The organism is Streptomyces sp. NPDC093801 (genome assembly GCF_040701585.1).
Taxonomy (GTDB): Bacteria; Actinomycetota; Actinomycetes; order Streptomycetales; family Streptomycetaceae; genus Streptomyces.
This window is the reverse complement of the sequence record NZ_JBFBDP010000009.1, coordinates 108,879-130,019: the sequence shown is the minus strand read 5'-3', so window position 1 is coordinate 130,019 and position 21,141 is coordinate 108,879. Positions and strand designations below refer to the sequence as shown.

General features: G+C 71.2%; 16 protein-coding genes. 11 read left to right on the top strand and 5 right to left on the bottom strand.

What is annotated here, in order from left to right; genetic code table 11:
• Positions 1 to 79: 79 nt before the first annotated feature.
• From uvrC to pgi, 11 genes are all read left to right on the top strand, one after another.
• Positions 80 to 2,080, top strand: coding sequence for an excinuclease ABC subunit UvrC (uvrC, locus tag AB0469_RS12415; protein ID WP_366451276.1), 2,001 nt, complete (start codon positions 80 to 82; stop codon positions 2,078 to 2,080).
• Positions 2,077 to 3,024 carry an RNase adapter RapZ gene (gene rapZ, locus AB0469_RS12410; protein ID WP_344154433.1) on the top strand — a complete coding sequence of 316 codons (948 nt, stop codon included), beginning with the start codon at positions 2,077 to 2,079 and terminating at the stop codon, positions 3,022 to 3,024. The genes uvrC and rapZ overlap by 4 nt, the downstream gene beginning before the upstream one ends.
• Complete coding sequence (gene yvcK / locus AB0469_RS12405; protein WP_366451275.1) at positions 3,021 to 4,085, top strand: uridine diphosphate-N-acetylglucosamine-binding protein YvcK; 1,065 nt, start codon at positions 3,021 to 3,023, stop codon at positions 4,083 to 4,085. Before rapZ ends, yvcK begins: the two co-directional genes overlap by 4 nt.
• Positions 4,076 to 5,071, top strand: a complete 996-nt coding sequence (gene whiA, locus AB0469_RS12400) for a DNA-binding protein WhiA (RefSeq protein WP_030237199.1) — start codon at positions 4,076 to 4,078, stop codon at positions 5,069 to 5,071. The genes yvcK and whiA overlap by 10 nt, the downstream gene beginning before the upstream one ends.
• Before the next feature lie 164 nt (positions 5,072 to 5,235).
• The gene (locus AB0469_RS12395) at positions 5,236 to 8,202 is read left to right on the top strand and encodes a M14 family zinc carboxypeptidase (RefSeq protein WP_366451274.1); all 2,967 of its coding nucleotides are present in this window, start codon (positions 5,236 to 5,238) and stop codon (positions 8,200 to 8,202) included.
• Between the two features lie 231 nt (positions 8,203 to 8,433).
• Positions 8,434 to 9,441 (top strand): type I glyceraldehyde-3-phosphate dehydrogenase, encoded by a 1,008-nt coding sequence (gene gap, locus AB0469_RS12390; RefSeq protein ID WP_365152503.1) that lies wholly within the window; start codon positions 8,434 to 8,436, stop codon positions 9,439 to 9,441.
• 138 nt (positions 9,442 to 9,579) lie between these two features.
• Complete coding sequence (locus AB0469_RS12385) at positions 9,580 to 10,794, top strand: phosphoglycerate kinase (RefSeq protein ID WP_366451273.1); 1,215 nt, start codon at positions 9,580 to 9,582, stop codon at positions 10,792 to 10,794.
• 6 nt (positions 10,795 to 10,800) lie between these two features.
• Positions 10,801 to 11,589 (top strand): triose-phosphate isomerase, encoded by a 789-nt coding sequence (tpiA, locus tag AB0469_RS12380; protein WP_366451271.1) that lies wholly within the window; start codon positions 10,801 to 10,803, stop codon positions 11,587 to 11,589.
• A 121-nt stretch (positions 11,590 to 11,710) separates the two neighbouring features.
• A complete protein-coding gene (gene secG / locus AB0469_RS12375; RefSeq protein ID WP_042819242.1) occupies positions 11,711 to 11,944 on the top strand; it encodes a preprotein translocase subunit SecG in 234 nt (77 codons plus the stop codon).
• A 107-nt stretch (positions 11,945 to 12,051) separates the two neighbouring features.
• Complete coding sequence (locus AB0469_RS12370) at positions 12,052 to 12,387, top strand: RNA polymerase-binding protein RbpA (RefSeq protein ID WP_007263454.1); 336 nt, start codon at positions 12,052 to 12,054, stop codon at positions 12,385 to 12,387.
• 163 nt (positions 12,388 to 12,550) lie between these two features.
• Positions 12,551 to 14,206 (top strand): glucose-6-phosphate isomerase, encoded by a 1,656-nt coding sequence (gene pgi / locus AB0469_RS12365; protein WP_366451422.1) that lies wholly within the window; start codon positions 12,551 to 12,553, stop codon positions 14,204 to 14,206.
• Between the two features lie 75 nt (positions 14,207 to 14,281).
• Here pgi and pgl read toward each other — a convergent pair whose 3' ends face one another.
• The 5 genes from pgl to tkt form a co-directional block, all read right to left on the bottom strand.
• Positions 14,282 to 15,064: a 6-phosphogluconolactonase gene (pgl, locus tag AB0469_RS12360; protein WP_366451270.1), complete on the bottom strand. Its 783-nt coding sequence runs from the start codon at positions 15,062 to 15,064 to the stop codon at positions 14,282 to 14,284.
• 246 nt (positions 15,065 to 15,310) lie between these two features.
• Entirely contained in the window at positions 15,311 to 16,357 is a 1,047-nt protein-coding gene (opcA, locus tag AB0469_RS12355) for a glucose-6-phosphate dehydrogenase assembly protein OpcA (protein ID WP_366451269.1), read from the bottom strand.
• The gene (gene zwf / locus AB0469_RS12350; protein ID WP_366451268.1) at positions 16,354 to 17,874 is read right to left on the bottom strand and encodes a glucose-6-phosphate dehydrogenase; all 1,521 of its coding nucleotides are present in this window, start codon (positions 17,872 to 17,874) and stop codon (positions 16,354 to 16,356) included. Before zwf ends, opcA begins: the two co-directional genes overlap by 4 nt.
• A gap of 11 nt (positions 17,875 to 17,885) precedes the next feature.
• Positions 17,886 to 19,004 carry a transaldolase gene (gene tal / locus AB0469_RS12345; protein WP_366451267.1) on the bottom strand — a complete coding sequence of 373 codons (1,119 nt, stop codon included), beginning with the start codon at positions 19,002 to 19,004 and terminating at the stop codon, positions 17,886 to 17,888.
• A 34-nt stretch (positions 19,005 to 19,038) separates the two neighbouring features.
• A complete protein-coding gene (gene tkt / locus AB0469_RS12340) occupies positions 19,039 to 21,126 on the bottom strand; it encodes a transketolase (RefSeq protein ID WP_366451266.1) in 2,088 nt (695 codons plus the stop codon).
• Positions 21,127 to 21,141 lie beyond the last annotated feature (15 nt).

Genomic DNA, 21,141 nt, shown 5'->3' with positions numbered 1-21,141 from the left:
GCGGGGCCGGATTCCGCTGCCGCGGTCGGGTGGGCGGCGGTACGGTTCGTTGTCGTACGGCGCCAGTAGGGTGGGCGGCATGGCCGACCCTTCCAGCTACCGACCCAGGCCCGGGGAGATCCCCGACTCCCCCGGGGTCTACAAGTTCCGCGACGAGCACCGCCGGGTGATCTACGTCGGGAAGGCCAAGAGCCTGCGCCAGCGGCTGGCCAGCTACTTCCAGGACCTGGCCGGTCTGCACCCCCGGACCGCCACCATGGTCACCACGGCCGCCTCCGTCGAGTGGACCGTCGTCTCCACCGAGGTCGAGGCGCTCCAGCTGGAGTACTCCTGGATCAAGGAGTTCGACCCCCGGTTCAACGTCAAGTACCGGGACGACAAGAGCTACCCCTCCCTCGCGGTCACCCTGAACGAGCAGTACCCGCGCGTCCAGGTCATGCGGGGGCCCAAGAAGAAGGGCGTGCGCTACTTCGGGCCGTACGGCCACGCCTGGGCGATCCGCGAGACCGTCGACCTGATGCTGCGCGTGTTCCCGGTGCGCACCTGCTCCGCCGGGGTGTTCAAACGGTCCGCCCAGATCGGGCGGCCCTGTCTGCTCGGGTACATCGGCAAGTGCTCGGCGCCCTGCGTGGGCCGGATCAGCCCCGAGGGCCACCGCGAACTCGCCGAGGACTTCTGCGACTTCATGGCCGGCCGCACCGGCGCGTACCTCTCCCGGCTGGAGAAGGAGATGCAGGACGCGGCCGAGGAGATGGAGTACGAGAGGGCCGCCCGGCTGCGGGACGACATGGGCGCCCTGCGCCGGGCCATGGAGAAGAACGCCGTCGTCCTGGCCGACGCCACCGACGCGGACCTGATGGCGGTCGCCGAGGACGAGCTCGAAGCGGCCGTGCAGATCTTCCACGTGCGCGGCGGACGGGTCCGGGGGCAGCGCGGCTGGGTCACCGACAAGGTCGAGGCCGTCGACACCGCCGGGCTCGTCGAGCACGCCCTCCAGCAGCTGTACGGGGAGGAGAGCGGCGAGAGCGTGCCCAAGGAGGTGCTCGTCCCGGTGCTGCCCGACGACGCGCCCGCGCTGGGCCAGTGGCTGGCCGGGCGGCGCGGGTCGCAGGTCAGCCTGCGCGTCCCGCAGCGCGGGGACAAGAAGTCCCTCATGGAGACCGTCCACCGCAACGCCCAGCAGTCCCTCGCCCTGCACAAGACCAAGCGCGCCGCGGACCTCACCACCCGCTCCCGGGCCCTGGAGGAGATCGCCGAGGCCCTGGACCTGGACGGCGCGCCCCTGCGCATCGAGTGCTTCGACGTCTCCCACCTCCAGGGCGACGACGTGGTGGCCTCCATGGTCGTCTTCGAGGACGGGCTCGCCCGCAAGAGCGAGTACCGGCGCTTCCAGGTGAAGGGCTTCGAGGGGCAGGACGACGTGCGGTCCATGCACGAGGTCGTCTCGCGGCGCTTCCGGCGCTACCTCCAGGAGAAGCTGAGGACGGGGGAGTGGGCCCCCGAGGACGGCGAGGCGGAGGACGACGGGCGGCCCAGGCGGTTCGCGTACCCGCCGCAGCTCGTCGTCGTGGACGGCGGACAGCCGCAGGTGGCGGCCGCCCGGCGGGCCCTGGAGGAGCTCGGGATCGACGACGTCGCCGTGTGCGGCCTCGCCAAGCGGCTGGAGGAGGTGTGGCTGCCCGGCGAGGACGACCCCGTCGTGCTGCCCCGCACCAGCGAGGGCCTCTACCTGCTCCAGCGGGTGCGTGACGAAGCCCACCGCTTCGCCCTTCAGTACCAGCGCAGCAAGCGCGGGAAGCGCCTGAAAGCGGGCCCGCTGGACGAGGTGCCCGGCCTCGGCGAGAGCCGCAAGCACGCCCTCGTGAAGCACTTCGGTTCGGTGAAGAAGCTGAGACAGGCGACAATCGACCAGATCTGCGAGGTCCCGGGCATAGGCCGCAAGACGGCCGAGACCGTGGCCGCGGCCCTCGCCCAGGCGGTTCCCGCAGGTCCTGCCGTCAACACGGCGACAGGAGAGATCATTGAGGACGAGGCCCCCGCGCCCGCGGGGACTCCGTCCGAACGGGGGACCGAGCAATGACCGAGCACGAGACCGAGCACGACCGAGACGGAGCACAGGTGAGTACGGGCACGACAGTGGAGCCCGGCGACAACGCCGAGGCGGCCATCCCCGAGCTGGTGATCATCTCCGGGATGTCCGGAGCCGGCCGCAGCACGGCGGCCAAGTGCCTGGAGGACCTCGGCTGGTTCGTCGTCGACAACCTCCCGCCGGCGCTGATCCCCACCATGGTGGAGCTCGGCGCCCGCTCCCAGGGCAACGTGGCGCGCATCGCCGTCGTCGTCGACGTCCGCGGCCGCCAGTTCTTCGACGCCCTGCGCGAGTCCCTCGCCGACCTGGAGGCCCGCGGGGTCACCCGGCGCATCGTCTTCCTGGAGTCCTCCGACGACGCGCTGGTCCGCCGCTTCGAGTCGGTCCGCCGCCCGCACCCCCTCCAGGGCGACGGCCGCATCGTCGACGGCATCGCCGCCGAGCGCGACCTGCTGCGCGAGCTGCGCGGCGACGCCGACCTGGTCATCGACACCTCCAGCCTGAACGTGCACGAGCTGCGCGCCAAGATGGACGCCCAGTTCGCGGGCGACGAGGAGCCCGAGCTGCGGGCCACCGTGATGTCCTTCGGCTTCAAGTACGGCCTGCCCGTCGACGCCGACCTGGTCGTCGACTGCCGCTTCATCCCCAACCCGCACTGGGTCCCGGAACTGCGCCCCTTCACCGGGCTCAACGAGGAGGTGTCGGGCTACGTCTTCAGCCAGCCCGGTGCCAAGGAGTTCCTGGACCGCTACACCGAGCTGCTCCAGCTCATCGCCGCCGGCTACCGCCGCGAGGGCAAGCGGTACGTGACCATCGCGGTCGGCTGCACCGGCGGCAAGCACCGCAGCGTCGCCATGTCCGAGAAGCTCGCCGCCCGCCTCGCCTCCGAGGGAGTCGAGACCGTCGTCGTCCACCGGGACATGGGGCGCGAGTGACCGGACGGACCCTGCGGCTGCGCCGCCTGCGCCGTCTGACCCCCGCCCGGGGCGAGGACGGCGCGGGCCGCGCCGGCCGCCGCGGGGCGGCCAAGGTGGTCGCGCCCAAGGTCGTCGCCCTCGGCGGCGGCATGGGCCTGTCGGCCTCCCTCGCCGCCCTGCGCCGGATCACCGGGGAGCTCACCGCGGTGGTCACCGTCGCCGACGACGGGGGCTCCAGCGGACGGCTCCGCGAGGAGCTGAGCGTGCTGCCCCCGGGCGACCTGCGCAAGGCGCTGGCCGCGCTGTGCGGGGACGACGACTGGGGCCAGACCTGGGCCCGGGTCATCCAGCACCGCTTCCAGTCCGAGGGCGACCTGCACGGGCACGCCGTCGGCAACCTGCTGATCGTCGCCCTGTGGGAGCAGCTCGGCGACCCCGTCCAGGCCCTCGACCTGGTGGGGAGGCTGCTCGGCGCCCAGGGGCGGGTCCTGCCGATGTCGGCGGTGCCCCTGGAGCTCCAGGCCCTGGTCAGGGGCCACGATCCGGCGCGCCCGGACGAGGTGGACACCGTCCGGGGGCAGGCCACCGTGGCCCTGACCCCGGGCGAGGTGCTCTCCGTCCAGGTCGTGCCCGGCGACCCGCCGGCCGTGCCGGAGGCCGTCGCCGCCGTGCTCGACGCCGACTGGGTGGTGCTCGGGCCGGGATCCTGGTTCTCCTCCGTCATCCCGCACCTGCTGGTGCCGGAGCTGCTCGACGCGCTGGTGGCGACGAAGGCCCGCAAGGTCCTCTCGCTGAACCTCGCCCCGCAGCCGGGCGAAACAGAGGGCTTCTCTCCGCAGCGTCATTTGGAGGTTTTGGCCCGACACGCCCCTAAACTCGCCCTGGACGTGGTGCTGGCCGACGAGGCCGCCGTGCCCGACCGCGAGTCCCTCGCCGATGCCGCGAAGCGGTTCGGTGCGGCGGTCGAGCTGGCGCCGGTGGCCAGGCAGGACGGCTCTCCGAAGCACGACCCGGAGCTGCTGGCCGCCGCGTACGACCGTATTTTTCGGATGCATGGAAGGATCGGCCCATGGCGATGACGCCCGCGGTGAAGGATGAGATCTCCCGCCTCCCCGTCACCCGGACCTGCTGCAGGAAGGCGGAGGTCTCGGCGATCCTTCGGTTCGCGGGCGGCCTGCACCTGGTGAGCGGCCGGATCGTCATCGAGGCGGAACTGGACACCGGGATCGCCGCCCGGCGGCTGCGCAAGGACATCCTGGAGATCTTCGGCCACTCCTCCGACCTGGTGGTCATGGCCCCCGGCGGCCTGCGCCGCGGCAGCCGCTTCGTCGTGCGCGTCGTCGCCGGCGGGGACCAGCTGGCCCGCCAGACGGGCCTGGTCGACGGCCGCGGCCGCCCCATCCGCGGCCTTCCCCCGCAGGTGGTCTCCGGGGCCACCTGTGACGCGGAGGCGGCCTGGCGCGGTGCCTTCCTGGCCCACGGCTCCCTCACCGAGCCCGGCCGGTCCTCCTCCCTGGAGGTCACCTGCCCCGGCCCCGAGGCAGCCCTGGCCCTGGTGGGCGCCGCCCGACGGCTCTCCATCGCCGCCAAGGCGCGCGAGGTGCGCGGCGTGGACCGGGTCGTCGTCCGCGACGGCGACGCGATCGGCGCCCTGCTGACCCGCCTCGGCGCGCACGAGTCGGTGCTGGCCTGGGAGGAGCGGCGGATGCGGCGCGAGGTCCGCGCCACGGCCAACCGCCTCGCCAACTTCGACGACGCCAACCTGCGCCGCTCGGCGCGGGCGGCGGTGGCCGCCGGAGCCCGGGTGCAGCGCGCGCTGGAGATCCTCGGCGAGGAGGTCCCCGAGCACCTCGCCGCGGCTGGCCGGCTGCGCATGGAGCACAAGCAGGCCTCCCTGGAGGAGCTGGGCGCGCTCGCCGACCCGCCGCTGACCAAGGACGCGGTCGCCGGCCGGATCCGCCGCCTGCTGGCGATGGCCGACAAGCGGGCCCAGGACCTCGGCATCCCCGGGACCGAGTCCAACCTGGACCTCAGCGAGGAGCTGGCCGACAACATGGCCGGCTGAGCCGGCGGTCCGGCGCTCACGACCGGATGCCGCCAGGCAGGACGGAGGGGCCCGCACGGTCGCCCGTGCGGGCACGGTCCCCTTTGTCCCATTGACATGAGCATCGTCCGATCGTGAGCCTGGCCCCCGAACGCTTTCGTGGTTGACGACGCCCAGGGGGGCACATGAGGCAACGCGCGAGAACGATCCTCGCGGCAAGCGCACTCGTCTTCGGAACCACTCTGGCCGCACTGCCCGCTGCGGCCCAGGCACGGCCCGCCTCCGGCACCGCCCCCGGCGCCGACGAGGTACGCGTCTACGACGCCGACATCACCCGCGAACAGGTCCCGCTGGTCCTCGCCGCCGGCCAGGACGCCCACGAACTCGCCGAGCGGGCGCCCGCGAGCGGGACCGCGAAGGTCGAGCTCTTCCTCACCGGGCAGCAGGCCGCGGGGCTCGCCGCCCAGGGGGTGAAGCTCGCCGAGCACAAGGTCTCCGCCCAGGGGCTGGCCCGCACCGAGGCCGCCGGGGACGGGGTCTTCCGCCCCTACGGCGGCAAGGGCGGCCTCCAGGAGGAGATCCTGCGGACCGCCCAGCAGAACCCGGGCCTCACCAAGGTCGTCTCCATCGGCAAGACCGTCCAGGGCAAGGACATCCTCGCCCTCAAGGTCACCAAGGACGCCGGCAGGACGAAGGACGGCGACAGGCCGTCCGTGCTCTACATGTCCAACCAGCACGCCCGTGAGTGGATCACCCCCGAGATGACCCGGCGGCTGATGCACCACACCCTCGACAACTACGGCAAGGACGCCCGGATCACCAGGCTGGTGGACTCCACCGAGCTGTGGTTCCTGCTCTCCGCCAACCCCGACGGGTACGACTACACCTTCACCTCCCCCGCTGCCCGGCTGTGGCGCAAGAACCTCCGCGACAACAACGGCGACGGCAGGATCACCGCGGTGGACGGCGTCGACCTCAACCGCAACTTCGCCTACAAGTGGGGCTACGACAACGAGGGTTCCTCGCCGAACACCTCCAGCGAGACCTACCGCGGCCCCGCGGCGCAGTCCGAACCCGAGACCGTCGCCCTCGACGCCTTCGAGAAGCGCATCGGCTTCCGGTACGCCATCAACTACCACTCGGCCTCCGAGCTGCTGCTGTACGGGGTCGGCTGGCAGGTCGCCACCCCGACCCCGGACGACGTGGCCTACAAGGCCCTCGCGGGCACCCCGGAACACCCGGCCGTCCCCGGCTACTACCCGCAGATCTCCTCCGAGCTGTACACCACCAACGGCGAGGCGGACGGCCACGCGGCCAACGCCAACGGCGTCATGATGTTCACGCCCGAGATGACCACCTGCCAGACCGCCTCCGCGATCGACCCGAACGACCGGTGGAAGCCCGAGGACTGCGCCTCCGGCTTCAACTTCCCGGACGACGAGAAGCTGATCCAGCAGGAGTTCGCCAAGAACGTCCCCTTCGCGCTGTCCGTCGGCGAGAGCGCCGCGCACCCGGACCGGCCCGCCTCCTCCGTGGGGCTCGGCGCCGCCGACTTCACCCCCGACCCCTTCACCACCTCCTACGCGGCCCGCGGCGAGGACCAGGCGGTCTCCGTCACCGCCCGCAAGGCGCTGAAGGACAAGCTGCTCAACTTCCGGATCAACGGCGGCCGTACGCACGACGACGAGCTCAGGCCCTGGAAGGGCGGCGACGTCTACGGCGGCGAGGACAACAACTGGTTCGACCAGTACCGGGCCCGGGTCGACGGCACCAGGCCGGGTGACAGGGTCGAGGTCTGGTTCACCGGCCGCGACGGCGGCCGGAAGGTCTCCAGCGAGCACTTCACCTACACCGTGGCCGAGCGCCCGCGCGCGGACGTCCTGGTGATCGCGGAGGAGGGTGCGAAGGCGCAGTACGCCCAGAGCTACGTCGACGCGCTGCGGGCCAACGGGAAGTCCGCCGCCGTCTGGGACGTGGCCGTCCAGGGCGCCCCGCACCACCTCGGCGTGCTCTCGCACTTCCGCACGGCCGTCCACTACACCGGCGCCGCCGCCCCCGGCGGCCCCACCCAGCTGGCGCTCCGCGACTTCCTCAACGAGGGCGGCAGGCTGGTCGAGGCCGGTGAGCTGGCGGGCGGCCGGGCCCAGCTCGGCCGGGCCCTGACCGACGACTTCAGCCAGTACTACCTCGGCGCCTACAACCGGGCCGCGGTCACGTCCCCCACCGGCTTCACCGGCACGGGCGCCCTCACCGGGGCCAAGGGGGCCCTCGGCGACGCACCGGGCACCCCCGGCAACCCGCTGAACTCCCCGGGAGCCTTCAGCGTCACCTCGGACTCCCTGCCGCCGGCGCAGTTCCCGCAGTTCACGAGCGCCCGGGCGGGCCAGTACGCCGGGGTCGTCAACCCGTACGCCCCCTACGCGGGCACCGGCATGGCGTCGGCCCTCCACGAGGACGACGACTGGCAGCGCCTCACGCGCACCGTGGACCTCACCCACGTCACCGCCGCCGACCAGCCGAAGCTCAAGACCGCCCTCAACTGGAACACCGAGGAGGGCTACGACCACGCCGTACTGGAGGCCCGCACCGCCGGCGGAGAGGACTGGACCACACTTCCGGAAGCGAACGGCTCGAGCTCCACCACCGTCCCGGCGGAGTGCGGGGCCGGGTTCTTCGTCAACGGCCACCCATTCCTGCGCCACTACCTCACCCTCGACGGCGGCGGCTGCTCACCGAGAGGTACCAGCGGGGCCTGGAACAGCTTCACCGGGTCCTCCAACGGCTGGAAGCAGGTCTCCTTCGACCTGAGCGCCTACGCGGGGAAGACCGTCGAGGTCTCCCTCTCGTACATCACCGACCCCGGTTCGGGCGGCCGCGGCGTCTTCGCGGACGAGGCGAGGGTCTCCGTGGGCGGCTCCGACCAGGCCGTCGAGGGCTTCGAGACCTCCCTCGGCGCCTGGACCGCACAGGGCGCCCCCGCCGGAAGTCCGGACGTTCCGGGGGATTGGTCCAGGACCGGAGAGCTCTTCGCCTCCTACCCCGCCGTCACTACGCGTGACACGGTGCTGCTCGGATTCGGGCTGGAGCACCTGCCGGCCGCGGCCGACCGCGCCCTGCTGATCGGCAAGGCCCTCCGCTCGCTGAGCGGCTGAACGACGACCCTCCCGTCGCTCACGTCGGGTGACGGGGACCAAGGTCCCCCGGGGCCCTCGCCACGGCAGTGGTCCGGGGCCCCGGGGGGCTGCCCCCGCGAAGCGGGGGAGTGTCAGCCTCCGGCCGATTCCACTCCGAAGCTCACGGAGAGGTAGGGTCGTAAGCGGTCGGGGACATCCCATACAGCTCGCCGGCGGGACAGGCCGGCGCACCAACGAGGAGATCGGTTCGTGACGATCCGCGTAGGCATCAATGGTTTTGGCCGCATTGGCCGCAACTACTTCCGGGCGCTTCTCGAGCAGGGGGCGGACATCGAGGTGGTGGGTGTCAACGACCTGACGGACAACGCCACCCTGGTGCACCTTCTCAAGTACGACAGCATCCTGGGCCGGCTCAAGGCCGAGGTCTCGCACACCGATGACACCATCACCGTGGGCGACATGACCTTCAAGACGTTCGCCGAGCGCGACCCCGCGAACCTCCCCTGGGGCGAGCTGGGCGCCGACATCGTCATCGAGTCGACCGGCATCTTCACGAAGAAGGCCGACGCCGCCAAGCACCTCGCGGCCGGCGCGAAGAAGGTCCTCATCTCGGCCCCGGCCAAGGACGAGGACATCACGATCGTGATGGGCGTCAACCAGGACAAGTACGACGCGGCCAACCACCACGTCATCTCCAACGCCTCCTGCACCACCAACTGCGTGGCGCCGATGGCCAAGGTCCTCGACGAGAACTTCGGCATCGTCAAGGGCATGATGACGACGGTCCACGCCTACACGAACGACCAGCGCATCCTGGACTTTCCGCACTCGGACCTGCGCCGCGCCCGCGCGGCCGCCGAGAACATCATCCCGACCTCCACCGGCGCCGCCAAGGCCACCGCGCTCGTCCTGCCGCAGCTCAAGGGCAAGCTCGACGGCATCGCCATGCGCGTCCCGGTCCCCACCGGCTCGGTCACCGACCTCGTCCTGGAGCTCTCCCGCGAGACCACCAAGGAAGAGATCAACGCCGCCTTCCAGAAGGCTGCCGAGGGCCAGCTCAAGGGAATCCTCGACTACACCGAGGACGCGATCGTCTCCTCCGACATCGTGAACTGGCCGGCCTCGTGCACCTTCGACTCCTCGCTGACCATGGTGCAGGACGGTACGCAGGTCAAGGTCGTCGGCTGGTACGACAACGAGTGGGGCTACTCCAACCGCCTCGTCGACCTCACCGTCTTCGTCGGCGGTCAGCTCTAAGAACGTAGGGCAAGGCAACACCATGTGAGCACAGGGTCCGCTCGGCGCGATGAAGCGCCGTTCGGGCCCTGTTGCTTGCCCCGTCCCATCCGCCCTGCACCTGTAACAGCCCTGTACGGGGACAAGGAGTAGAAACACATGAAGACGATCGACGAACTTCTCGCGGACGGCGTCGCCGGCAAGCGGGTCTTCGTACGCGCCGATCTCAACGTGCCGCTCAAGGAAGGCGTGATCACCGACGACGGCCGCATCCGCGCCGTCCAGCCCACCATCGCCAAGCTCGCCGAGGCCGGCGCCCGCGTGGTCGTCGCCTCGCACCTGGGCCGCCCCAAGGGCACCGGCACCGAGCCCGACTTCTCCCTCGCCCCGGCCGCCGAGCGGCTCGGCGAGCTCCTCGGCGCCGAGGTCGCCTTCGCCACCGACACCGTCGGCTCCTCGGCCAAGGAGACCGTCGCGGCCCTCGCCGACGGACAGGTGGCCGTCATCGAGAACCTCCGCTTCAACGCCGGCGAGACCTCCAAGGACGAGGCCGAGCGCAAGGCCTTCGCCCGGGAGCTCGCCGAGCTCGCCGACGTCTACGTCGGCGACGGCTTCGGCGCCGTCCACCGCAAGCACGCCTCGGTCTTCGACCTGCCCGCGCTGCTCCCGCACGCGGCCGGCTACCTCATCGCCACCGAGGTCGGCGTCCTGAAGAAGCTCACCGCCGAGGTCAAGCGCCCCTACGTGGTCGTCCTCGGCGGCGCCAAGGTCTCCGACAAGCTCGCCGTCATCGACGAGCTGCTCGGCAAGGCCGACCGCATCCTCATCGGCGGCGGCATGGCCTACACCTTCCTCAAGGCCAAGGGCTACGAGGTCGGCATCTCCCTCCTCCAGGAGGACCAGATCCCGACCGTCACCGAGTACATGGAGCGCGCCGCGAAGAACGGCGTCGAGCTGGTCCTGCCGGTCGACATCCTCGCCTCCGCGGACTTCCCCGACATCAAGGGCGGGACCCCGGCCGTCTTCGAGACCGTCGACGCCGACAAGATCCCCGCGGACAAGGAGGGCCTGGACATCGGCCCCGAGACCCGCGAGCTGTACGCCTCGAAGATCGCCGACGCCGAGACCGTCTTCTGGAACGGCCCGGTCGGCGTCTTCGAGCACCCCGACTACGCGAACGGCACCCGCGCCATCGCGCAGGCACTCGTCGACAGCGAGGCCTTCACCGTGGTCGGCGGCGGCGACAGCGCCGCGGCCGTCCGCATCCTGGGCTTCGACGAGAACGCCTTCGGACACATTTCCACCGGTGGTGGCGCCAGCCTCGAATACCTCGAGGGCAAGACGCTCCCCGGCCTCGCCGCCCTGGAGGGCTGAACCACAATGACCTCTGTCGCACACGGCCGCACCCCGCTCATGGCGGGCAACTGGAAGATGAACCTCAACCACCTGGAGGCCATCGCCCACGTCCAGAAGCTCGCCTTCGCGCTCGCCGACAAGGACTACGACGCCGTCGACGTCGCGGTACTGCCGCCCTTCACCGACCTGCGCTCGGTCCAGACCCTGGTCGACGGCGACAAGCTGAAGATCAAGTACGGCGCCCAGGACATCTCGGCGCAGGACTCCGGCGCCTACACCGGCGAGATCTCCGGCCCGATGCTCGCCAAGCTGAAGTGCGCGTTCGTGGCCGTCGGCCACAGCGAGCGCCGCCAGTACCACGGCGAGACCGACGAGATCTGCAACGCCAAGGTCAAGGCCGCCTACCGCAACGGGATCACCCCGATCCTCTGCGTCGGCGAGGGCCTCGACGTCCGCAAGGCGGGCAACCAGGTCGCGCACACCCTCGCCCAGGTCGACGGCGGCCTCAAGGACATCCCGGCCGAGCAGGTCGAGTCCATCGTGATCGCGTACGAGCCCGTCTGGGCCATCGGCACCGGCGAGGTCGCCACCCCCGAGGACGCCCAGGAGGTCTGCGGGGCGATCCGCGGCCGCCTCGCCGAGCTGTACTCCCAGGAGCTGGCCGACAAGGTCCGCATCCAGTACGGCGGCTCCGTCAAGGCCGGCAACATCGCCGCGATCATGGCCCAGCCCGACGTCGACGGCGCCCTGATCGGCGGCGCGGCGCTGGACGCGGACGAGTTCGTCAAGATCGTCCGCTTCCGCGACCAGTGAGTATGCGGTAGGGCCGATCCGTCGTACCCTTGCGGGGGCCGGGGGCTGCCGGTGCAGCCGTCGGCCCCCGCTTCCTCCCAGCAGCAGACGTAAGCCCAGAAAGTAGGAATCAGCCGTGGTTATGGGGTTCTCGATCGCCCTGATCGTCTTCAGCGCTCTGCTGATGCTGCTCGTGCTGATGCACAAGGGCAAGGGCGGCGGCCTTTCCGACATGTTCGGCGGCGGCATGCAGTCCTCCGTCGGCGGCTCCTCCGTCGCGGAGCGCAACCTCGACCGCATCACGGTCGTCGTCGGCCTGCTGTGGTTCGCCTGCATCGTGGCGCTCGGCCTGCTCATGAAGTCGAGCGGCAGCTGACGGTTCCGGCCATTTCGCCCGGCCCGCTCGGTCTTTACGTAAACTGAGGCGCCCACAGCGGGTATACCCTCACGCTGGGCGGCACCATCACGCAGGGAGTTACGACCGTGGCAAGTGGCAACGCGATTCGTGGAAGTCGGGTCGGAGCCGGGCCGATGGGCGAGGCCGAGCGCGGTGAATCCGCGCCCCGTCTGCGCATCTCCTTCTGGTGCTCGAACGGGCACGAGACGCAGCCCAGCTTCGCCAGCGACGCACAGGTGCCGGACACCTGGGACTGCCCGCGCTGCGGGTTCCCCGCCGGCCAGGACCGGGACAACCCGCCCGCGCCGCCGCGCACCGAGCCGTACAAGACGCACCTCGCGTACGTACGGGAACGCCGCACCGACGCCGACGGCGAGGCCATCCTCGCCGAGGCCCTCGCCAAGCTCCGCGGCGAGATCTGAGACCGGCTCAGGCCGGGGCCGCGCTCAAGAGTGACTGGGGCCCGGCCCGTGGGAGTACGAATCCCGCGGGCCGGGCCCCTTTGTGTGCGTTGTCCCCCTTCGGATCCCTTAGGTTGGGGGTGGCGGGGCACAACAGGACGGAAGAAGTGGGTTGATGTCCGAGATGAACGCAGAAAGCCGTACGAGGCTCAACCGGACGCCCGAGTGGAACGCGCTCGGCAAGCACCGGGAAGAGCTGGGGCAGACGCATCTGCGGGAGCTGTTCGAGACGGATCCGGGGCGGGGCACCGGGTACACCCTGCGGGTCGGCGACCTGCACATCGACTACTCGAAGCACCTCGTCACCGACGAGACCCTCGCGCTGCTGCGCGAGCTGGCGGCGGCGACGGGCGTGGCGGAACTGCGGGACGCCATGTTCCGCGGCGAGAAGATCAACGTGACGGAGGACCGCGCGGTCCTGCACACCGCGCTGCGCGCCCCCGCGGACGCGGTCGTCGAGGTGGACGGCGAGAACGTCGTCCCCGCCGTGCACGAGGTCCTCGACAAGATGGCGGCCTTCTCCGGCCAGGTCCGGTCGGGGGAGTGGACCGGCTTCACCGGCCGGCGCATCAAGAACGTCGTCAACATCGGCATCGGCGGCTCCGACCTCGGACCGGCGATGGCGTACGAGGCGCTGCGCGCCTTCACCGACCGCTCGCTGACGGTGCGTTTCGTCTCCAACGTCGACGGCGCGGACCTGCACGAGGCCGTGCGCGACCTGGACCCGGCCGAGACGCTGTTCATCATCGCGTCCAAGACCTTCACCACCATCGAGACCATCACCAACGCCACGTCGGCGCGCCAGTGGCTGCTGGCCGGGCTGGGCGGGGACCAGGCCGCAGTGGCACGGCACTTCGTGGCCCTGTCCACCAACGCCGAGAAGGTCACCGAGTTCGGCATCGACCCGGCCAACATGTTCGGCTTCTGGGACTGGGTCGGCGGCCGCTACTCCTTCGACTCCGCCATCGGCCTCTCGCTGATGATCGCGATCGGCCCGGACTCCTTCCGCGAGCTGCTCGGCGGCTTCCGCGCCATGGACGAGCACTTCCGCACCGCGGCTCCCGAGGACAACGCCCCGTTCCTGCTGGGCCTGTTGGGCATCTGGTACGGGGCCTTCTTCGACGCCCAGTCGCACGCCGTGCTCCCGTACAGCCACTACCTCTCCCGTTTCACGGCCTACCTGCAACAGCTGGACATGGAGTCCAACGGCAAGTCCGTCGACCGCGACGGCAATCCGGTGGACTGGCAGACGGGTCCGGTGGTGTGGGGCACGCCCGGCACCAACGGGCAACACGCGTACTACCAGTTGATCCACCAGGGCACCCGGATGATCCCGGCGGACTTCATCGGCTTCGCCCGCCCGGTGGCGGAGCTGGAGCCGGCGCTGGAGGCCCAGCACGACCTGCTGATGGCGAACTTCTTCGCCCAGACCCAGGCCCTGGCCTTCGGCAAGACGGCCGAGGAGGTACGGGCGGAGGGCGTCGCCGAGGCGCTCGTCCCGCACAAGACCTTCCAGGGCAACCACCCGACGACGACGATCCTCGCCGCCGAACTGACCCCGGCCGTCCTGGGCCAGCTCATCGCCCTCTACGAGCACAAGGTGTTCGTCCAGGGCGCGGTGTGGAACATCGACTCCTTCGACCAGTGGGGCGTCGAGCTCGGCAAGGTCCTCGCGAAGCGGGTGGAGCCGGCGCTGACGGAGGGCTCGCACGTGGAGAGCCTGGACCCGTCGACGCGGGCGCTGGTGGCCGCGTACCGGGAGCTGCGCGGGCGGCAGTAGTTACGGCGGAGCGCCCCGTACCGGCCGGTGGCCGGTACGGGGCGCTCCTCGCACGGTGCTCCTCGTACGCGCGGCTCAGGAGGAGGCCGGCGGGTACAGCCCCGAGGGGAGCTTGGCCGCGGCGGCGCGGTCCAGCAGCCAGAGGGTGCGGCTGCGGCCGTAGGCCTCGGCCGCCGGGGCCTGGACCCCGCCCGCCCCGCCCAGGGCGATGGCCACCGCGCCGGCCTTGTCCTCGCCGGCCGCCAGCAGCCACACCTCGCGGGCCGCGCGGATCGCCGGGAGGGTGAGGGAGACACGGGTCGGCGGGGGCTTGGGGGCCCCGTGCACACCGACGACGGTGCGCTCGGTCTCCCGGGCCGCCGGATGCTCGGGGAACAGGGACGCCACGTGGGTGTCCGGGCCCACGCCCAGCATCAGCACGTCGAAGCGCGGGACCGGGCCGTGGTCCTCGGGTGTGGCCGCCCGCGCCAGCTCCGCGGCGTACGCGGCCGCTGCGGCGTCCACGTCGGCGCCGTGCGGGCCGTCGGAGGCGGGCATCGCGTGCACGCGCGCCGGGTCCACCGGGACGGCGTCCAGCAGGGCCTCACGGGCCTGTACGTGGTTGCGCTCGGGGTCGTCGGCGGGGACGAAGCGCTCGTCGCCCCACCAGAGGTCGATACGGGACCAGTCGATCGCGTCCCGGGCGGGGGCCGCGGCGAGGGCCGCGAGCAGGCCGTTGCCGTTGCGGCCGCCGGTCAGCACGACGGAGGCGCTGCCGCGGGCGGCCTGCGCGTCCACGATCTTCGTGATCAGCCGGGCGGCTGCGGCCTGGGCCATCAGCTCCTTGTCCCGGTGGACGACCACCTGGGGAGTCGTCATACCCATGTGCTGCCGCCTTCTTGGTAGTTCTGCGTGGTGTGGTCGGGGCGGGTGCGGGTGGGCCGCCGAGCGGAGCCGTCTCCCCGCCCCGCCCTTCACCGTTTCCCGGGGCGAGCCCCGGACCCCGTACGTGCGCTTCGCGCCCGTACGCCCGAACGCCGCGCGGGGTCTGGGGCGGAGCCCCGGGGAACGGGCGAAGGGCGGGGCGGGGAGAGATACCCCCCGCCCCGCCCCCTGGCGGGCCGGCTACTTCGCCGACGCCCGCTTCGACGCGCGCGCCGGCTTGGCGGCCGGCTTCTCCGCCGGAGCCTGCGCCTCGGCGGCCTCGGCCGCCGGAGCCGCCTCGGCGGGAGCCGCCGGAGCGGTCGCCGACAGGCGCGAGACGCCGAACTTCAGGGACGCCTCGTACGTGTTGTCGGGGTCCAGCCGGCGGAGTTCCTCCGCCAGCAGCTCGGCCGTGTCGCGGCGCTTCAGCGCCACCGCACGGTCGGGCTGGCCCGGCATGCACAGCGTGGCCAGCGAACCGTCCGCGCGGTCCAGGACGATCACGCCGTCCTTGGTCTCCATGCGGACCGCGGTCAGCCCCGGCCCCCCTGACAGGGTCCGGTTGACCGGGACGCCGAGGCGGTCCGCCAGCCACATGGCCAGCAGCTCGCAGCTCGGGTTCTCGTCCTCGCCCTCGACGGTCGCCGAGACGACCGGCGACAGCGTCACCTGGTCCAGCGCGGCGGCCAGCATCGAGCGCCACGGGGTGATCCGGGTCCAGGACAGGTCCGTGTCGCCCGGGGCGTACGCCTCCGCCCGGGCGCCGAGCGCGTCGATCGGGTGCTCGGAGGAGTACGTGTCCGTGATCCGGCGCTGCCCCAGCGCGCCCAGCGGGTCGCCCGCCAGGTCCGCCGGAGCGCCCTCCGGCCACCAGACCACCACGGGGGCGTCCGGCAGCAGCAGGGGCAGCACGACCGACTGGGCGTGGTCGACCAGTTCGCCGTGCAGGCGCAGTACGACGGTTTCGCCGGTGCCCGAGTCCGCCCCGACACGGATCTCCGCGTCGAGCCGGGCTTCGCGGCGGCTGCGCGGGGAGCGGCTGACCCGCTTGACCACGACGACGATCCGCGAAGGGTGTTCGTGGGAGGCGTCGTTCGCCGACTTGAGCGCGTCGTACGCGTTCTCTTCGTCGGTCACGATCACCAGCGTGAGGACCATGCCGATGGCCGGCGTGCCGATGTCCCGGCGCGCCTGCACCAACGCGGCGTTGATCTTGCTGGAGGTGGTCTCCGTGAGGTCGATCTTCATGGCCGGCGCCAGCTCCGTCCGTCTCGTGCGAGCATCTCGTCCGCCTCGACCGGCCCCCACGTGCCCGCCGCGTACTGCGCGGGCTTGCCGTGCTTGTCCCAGTACTCCTCGATCGGGTCGAGGATGTTCCAGGACAGCTCGACTTCCTGGTGACGCGGGAAGAGGTTCGCGTCGCCGAGGAGGACGTCGAGGATGAGCCGCTCGTAGGCCTCGGGGCTGGACTCCGTGAAGGACTCGCCGTAGGCGAAGTCCATCGTGACGTCCCGGACCTCCATGGAGGTGCCCGGCACCTTGGAGCCGAAGCGGACCGTCACGCCCTCGTCCGGCTGGACCCGGATGACCAGGGCGTTCTGCCCCAGCTCCTCGGTCGCGCCCGACTCGAACGGCAGGTACGGCGCCCGCTTGAAGACCACCGCGATCTCGGTCACCCGGCGGCCCAGGCGCTTGCCCGTGCGCAGGTAGAACGGGACGCCCGCCCAGCGGCGGTTGTTGATCTCCAGGCGGATGGCCGCGTAGGTGTCGGTCTTGGAGTTCGGGTCGATCCCGTCCTCCTCCAGGTACCCCTTGACCTTCTCGCCGCCCTGCCAGGCCGCCGAGTACTGGCCGCGCACGGTGTGCTTGCCCAGGTCCTCGGGGATCTCGACGGCGCTGAGCACCTTCAGCTTCTCCGCCACCAGGGCCTTGGGGTGGAAGGAGCCGGGCTCCTCCATCGCCGTGAGCGCCAGCAGCTGGAGCAGGTGGTTCTGGATGACGTCACGGGCTGCGCCGATGCCGTCGTAGTAGCCGGCCCGGCCGCCGATGCCGATGTCCTCCGCCATGGTGATCTGCACGTGGTCGACGTACGACCGGTTCCAGATCGGCTCGAACATGGTGTTGGCGAAGCGGAGCGCCAGGATGTTCTGGACGGTCTCCTTGCCGAGGTAGTGGTCGATCCGGAAGACCTCGTCCCGGGGGAAGACCTCGTGGACGACCTGGTTGAGCTCTTCCGCGCTCTTCAGGTCGTGGCCGAAGGGCTTCTCGATGACGGCACGCCGCCAGGAGCCCTCCTTCTGAGCCAGCCCGTGGTTCTTGAGCTGCTGGACCACCTTGGGGAAGAACTTCGGCGGCACCGAGAGGTAGAAGGCGAAGTTGCCGCCCGTGCCCTGGGCCTTGTCGAGTTCGTCGATCGTCTGCTTGAGCGTCTCGAAGGCCGCGTCGTCGTCGAACTCGCCCTGGACGAACCGGCAGCCCTGCACGAGCTGCTGCCAGACCTCCTCGCGGAAGGGGGTGCGCGAGTGCTGCTTGACGGCCTCGTACACCTCCTGGGCGAAGTCCTCGTCCTGCCACTCGCGGCGGGCGAAGCCGATCAGCGAGAAACCCGGGGGCAGCAGGCCCCGGTTCGCGAGGTCGTAGACGGCGGGCATGAGCTTCTTGCGCGACAGGTCACCCGTAACGCCGAAAATCACCAGGCCGGACGGTCCCGCGATGCGCGGGAGCCGCCGGTCCTGTGCGTCACGAAGCGGGTTCGCTCCGTTCACCGACAAATTACTCAGTCCTCCGCGGGGGCGAGGCGCTGCAGTTCCGCCTCGGTCGACTTCAGCAGGTCGTTCCACGACGCCTCGAACTTCTCGACGCCTTCGTCTTCGAGCAGCTGCACCACATCGTCGTACGAGATGCCCAGCTTCGCGACCGCGTCGAGCTCGGCGCGCGCCTGCTCGTACGTGCCGCGGATGGTGTCGCCGGTGACCTCGCCGTGGTCGGCGGTGGCCTCCAGGGTCGCCTCGGGCATCGTGTTGACGGTGCCGGGGGCGACCAGGTCCACGACGTACAGGGTGTCCTTGTACGCCGGGTCCTTGACGCCGGTGGAGGCCCACAGCGGGCGCTGCTTGTTGGCGTGCGCCCGGTCCAGGGCCGCCCAGCGGTCGGAGGAGAAGACCTCCTCGTACGCCTCGTAGGCCAGACGGGCGTTGGCGAGGGCCGCCTTGCCCTTCAGGGCCTTGGCCTCGTCGGTGCCGATGGTGTCCAGGCGCTTGTCGATCTCGGTGTCCACGCGGGACACGAAGAAGGAGGCGACCGAGTGGATCTCGGAGAGGTCCAGGCCGGCGGCCTTCGCCTTCTCCAGGCCCGCCAGGTACGCGTCCATGACCTCGCGGTAGCGCTCCAGCGAGAAGATCAGCGTGACGTTGACGCTGATGCCCCGGCCGATGACCTCGGTGATCGCCGGCAGGCCGGCCTTGGTCGCCGGGATCTTGATGAGCGTGTTCGGCCGGTCCACCAGCCAGGCGAGCTGCTTGGCCTCGGCGACGGTCGCCGTGGTGTTGTGCGCCAGGCGCGGGTCGACCTCGATCGACACGCGGCCGTCCTGGCCCTCGGTGGAGTCGTAGAGGGGGCGCAGGATGTCGGCGGCGTCGCGGACGTCCGCCGTGGTGATCATGCGGATGGCCTCGTCGACCGTGACCTTGCGGGCGGCGAGGTCGGCGAGCTGCTGCCCGTAGCCGTCACCGCTGCTGATGGCCTTCTGGAAGATCGACGGGTTGGTGGTGACACCGACCACGTGCTGCTGGTCGATCAGTTCGGCGAGGTTGCCGGACGTGATGCGCTTGCGGGACAGGTCGTCCAGCCAGATCGCCACGCCCTCGTCGGAGAGGCGCTTGAGTGCGTCTGTCATCGGAATTGCATCTCCTACTGGTTCTTGTACCGGGTCAGCGCGCAGCGGCGGTGAGGGAGTCCTTGGCGGCTGCGGTCACGGCTTCGGCGGTCAGGCCGAACTCGCGGAACAGCACGGCGCCGTCCGCCGAGGCACCGAAGTGCTCCAGCGAGACGATCCGGCCCGCGTCCCCGACGTAACGGTGCCAGGTCAGGCCGATGCCGGCCTCGACCGCGACTCGGGCCTTGACGGAAGGCGGCAGGACGCTGTCCTTGTACTCCTGGGACTGCTCCTCGAACCACTCCACGGAGGGCATCGAGACGACGCGGGCGGGCACGCCCTCGGCCTGGAGCGCCTCGCGCGCGGCGACGGCGAGCTGGACCTCGGAGCCGGTGCCGATCAGGACGACCCGGGCGGGACCGCCCTCGGCCTCGAACAGCACGTAGCCGCCCTTGGCCGCGTCCTCGTTGCGCTCGTACGTGGGCACGCCCTGGCGGGTGAGGGCCAGGCCGTGCGGGGCGCCCTTGCCGAACACCTTGGTGTGGCGGCGCAGGATCTCGCGCCAGGCGATGGCGGTCTCGTTGGCGTCGGCCGGGCGGACCACGTTCAGGCCCGGGATGGCGCGCAGCGAGGCGACGTGCTCGACCGGCTGGTGGGTCGGGCCGTCCTCGCCGAGGCCGATGGAGTCGTGCGTCCACACGTACGTCACCGGCAGGTGCATCAGGGAGGACAGGCGGACGGCGTTGCGCATGTAGTCGGAGAACACCAGGAAGGTGCCGCCGTAGATGCGGGTGTGGCCGTGCAGGGCGATGCCGTTCATGGCCGCGGCCATGGCGTGCTCGCGGATGCCGAAGTGGATGGTGCGGCCGTACGGGTCGGCCTCCGGCAGCGGGTTGCCCACCGGCAGGAACGAGGAGTTCTTGTCGATGGTGGTGTTGTTGGAGCCGGCCAGGTCGGCCGAGCCGCCCCACAGCTCCGGGATGACCGCGCCGAGCGCCTCCAGGACCTTGCCGGAGGCGGCGCGGGTGGCGACGCCCTTGCCGGGCTCGAAGACGGGGATCTCGTCCTCCCAGCCCTCGGGCAGCTCGTTGGCCTCGATGCGGTCGAAGGCTGCGGCGCGCTCCGGGTTGGCGGTGCGCCAGGCGGAGAAGTCCTTCTCCCAGGCGGTGCGGGCGTCGCGGCCGCGGTCCAGCAGGCCGCGGGTGTGGGCGATGACCTCGTCGGAGACCTCGAAGGTCTGCTCCGGGTCGAAGCCGAGCACGCGCTTGGTGGCGGCGACCTCGTCGTTGCCGAGCGCCGAGCCGTGGGCGGCCTCGGTGTTCTGGGCGTGCGGGGCGGGCCAGGCGATGATCGAGCGGGCCGCGATGAAGGACGGGCGACCGGTCTCGGCCTTGGCGGCCTGGAGGGCGGCGTACAGGGCCTTCGGGTCGAGGTCGCCGTTGGCCTGCTGCTCGACGCGCTGCACGTGCCAGCCGTACGCCTCGTAGCGCTTCATGGTGTCCTCGGAGACGGCCGTCTCCGTGTCACCCTCGATGGAGATGTGGTTGTCGTCCCACAGCAGCACCAGGTTGCCGAGCTTCTGGTGGCCGGCCAGCGCCGACGCCTCGTGGGAGATGCCCTCCTGGAGGCAGCCGTCGCCCGCGATCGCGTAGACCATGTGGTCGAAGGGGGAGGCGCCCGTGGCGGCCTCCGGGTCGAACAGGCCGCGCTCGTAGCGGGCGGCCATGGCCATGCCCACCGCGTTCGCGACGCCCTGGCCCAGCGGGCCGGTGGTGGTCTCGACGCCGGCGGTGTGGCCGTACTCCGGGTGGCCGGGGGTCTTGGAGCCCCAGGTGCGGAACGCCTTGAGGTCGTCCAGCTCGAGACCGAACCCGCCGAGGTAGAGCTGGGTGTAAAGGGTCAGGGACGAGTGCCCCGCGGAGAGCACGAAACGGTCACGGCCGACCCACTGGGGGTCCGCCGGGTCGTGCCGCATGACCTTCTGGAAAAGCGTGTACGCGGCGGGGGCCAGGCTCATCGCCGTACCGGGGTGTCCGTTCCCGACCTTCTGGACCGCGTCGGCGGCCAGGATGCGGGCGGTGTCGACGGCCCGCTGGTCCAGTTCGGTCCACTCGAGCTCTGGGGTGGTCGGCTTGGTGCTCACCGTTGGTCAGGGCTC

Bases quoted from the DNA above. Each gene is read 5' to 3' on its own strand.
- uvrC (WP_366451276.1), top strand. From the start codon at position 80: ATGGCCGACCCTTCCAGCTACCGACCCAGGCCCGGGGAGATCCCCGAC.
- rapZ (WP_344154433.1), top strand. From the start codon at position 2,077: ATGACCGAGCACGAGACCGAGCACGACCGAGACGGAGCACAGGTGAGT.
- whiA (WP_030237199.1), top strand. From the start codon at position 4,076: ATGGCGATGACGCCCGCGGTGAAGGATGAGATCTCCCGCCTCCCCGTC.
- AB0469_RS12395 (WP_366451274.1), top strand. From the start codon at position 5,236: ATGAGGCAACGCGCGAGAACGATCCTCGCGGCAAGCGCACTCGTCTTC.
- AB0469_RS12385 (WP_366451273.1), top strand. From the start codon at position 9,580: ATGAAGACGATCGACGAACTTCTCGCGGACGGCGTCGCCGGCAAGCGG.
- tpiA (WP_366451271.1), top strand. From the start codon at position 10,801: ATGACCTCTGTCGCACACGGCCGCACCCCGCTCATGGCGGGCAACTGG.
- secG (WP_042819242.1), top strand. From the start codon at position 11,711: ATGGGGTTCTCGATCGCCCTGATCGTCTTCAGCGCTCTGCTGATGCTG.
- pgi (WP_366451422.1), top strand. From the start codon at position 12,551: ATGAACGCAGAAAGCCGTACGAGGCTCAACCGGACGCCCGAGTGGAAC.
- pgl (WP_366451270.1), bottom strand. From the start codon at position 15,064: ATGACGACTCCCCAGGTGGTCGTCCACCGGGACAAGGAGCTGATGGCC.
- opcA (WP_366451269.1), bottom strand. From the start codon at position 16,357: ATGAAGATCGACCTCACGGAGACCACCTCCAGCAAGATCAACGCCGCG.
- tal (WP_366451267.1), bottom strand. From the start codon at position 19,004: ATGACAGACGCACTCAAGCGCCTCTCCGACGAGGGCGTGGCGATCTGG.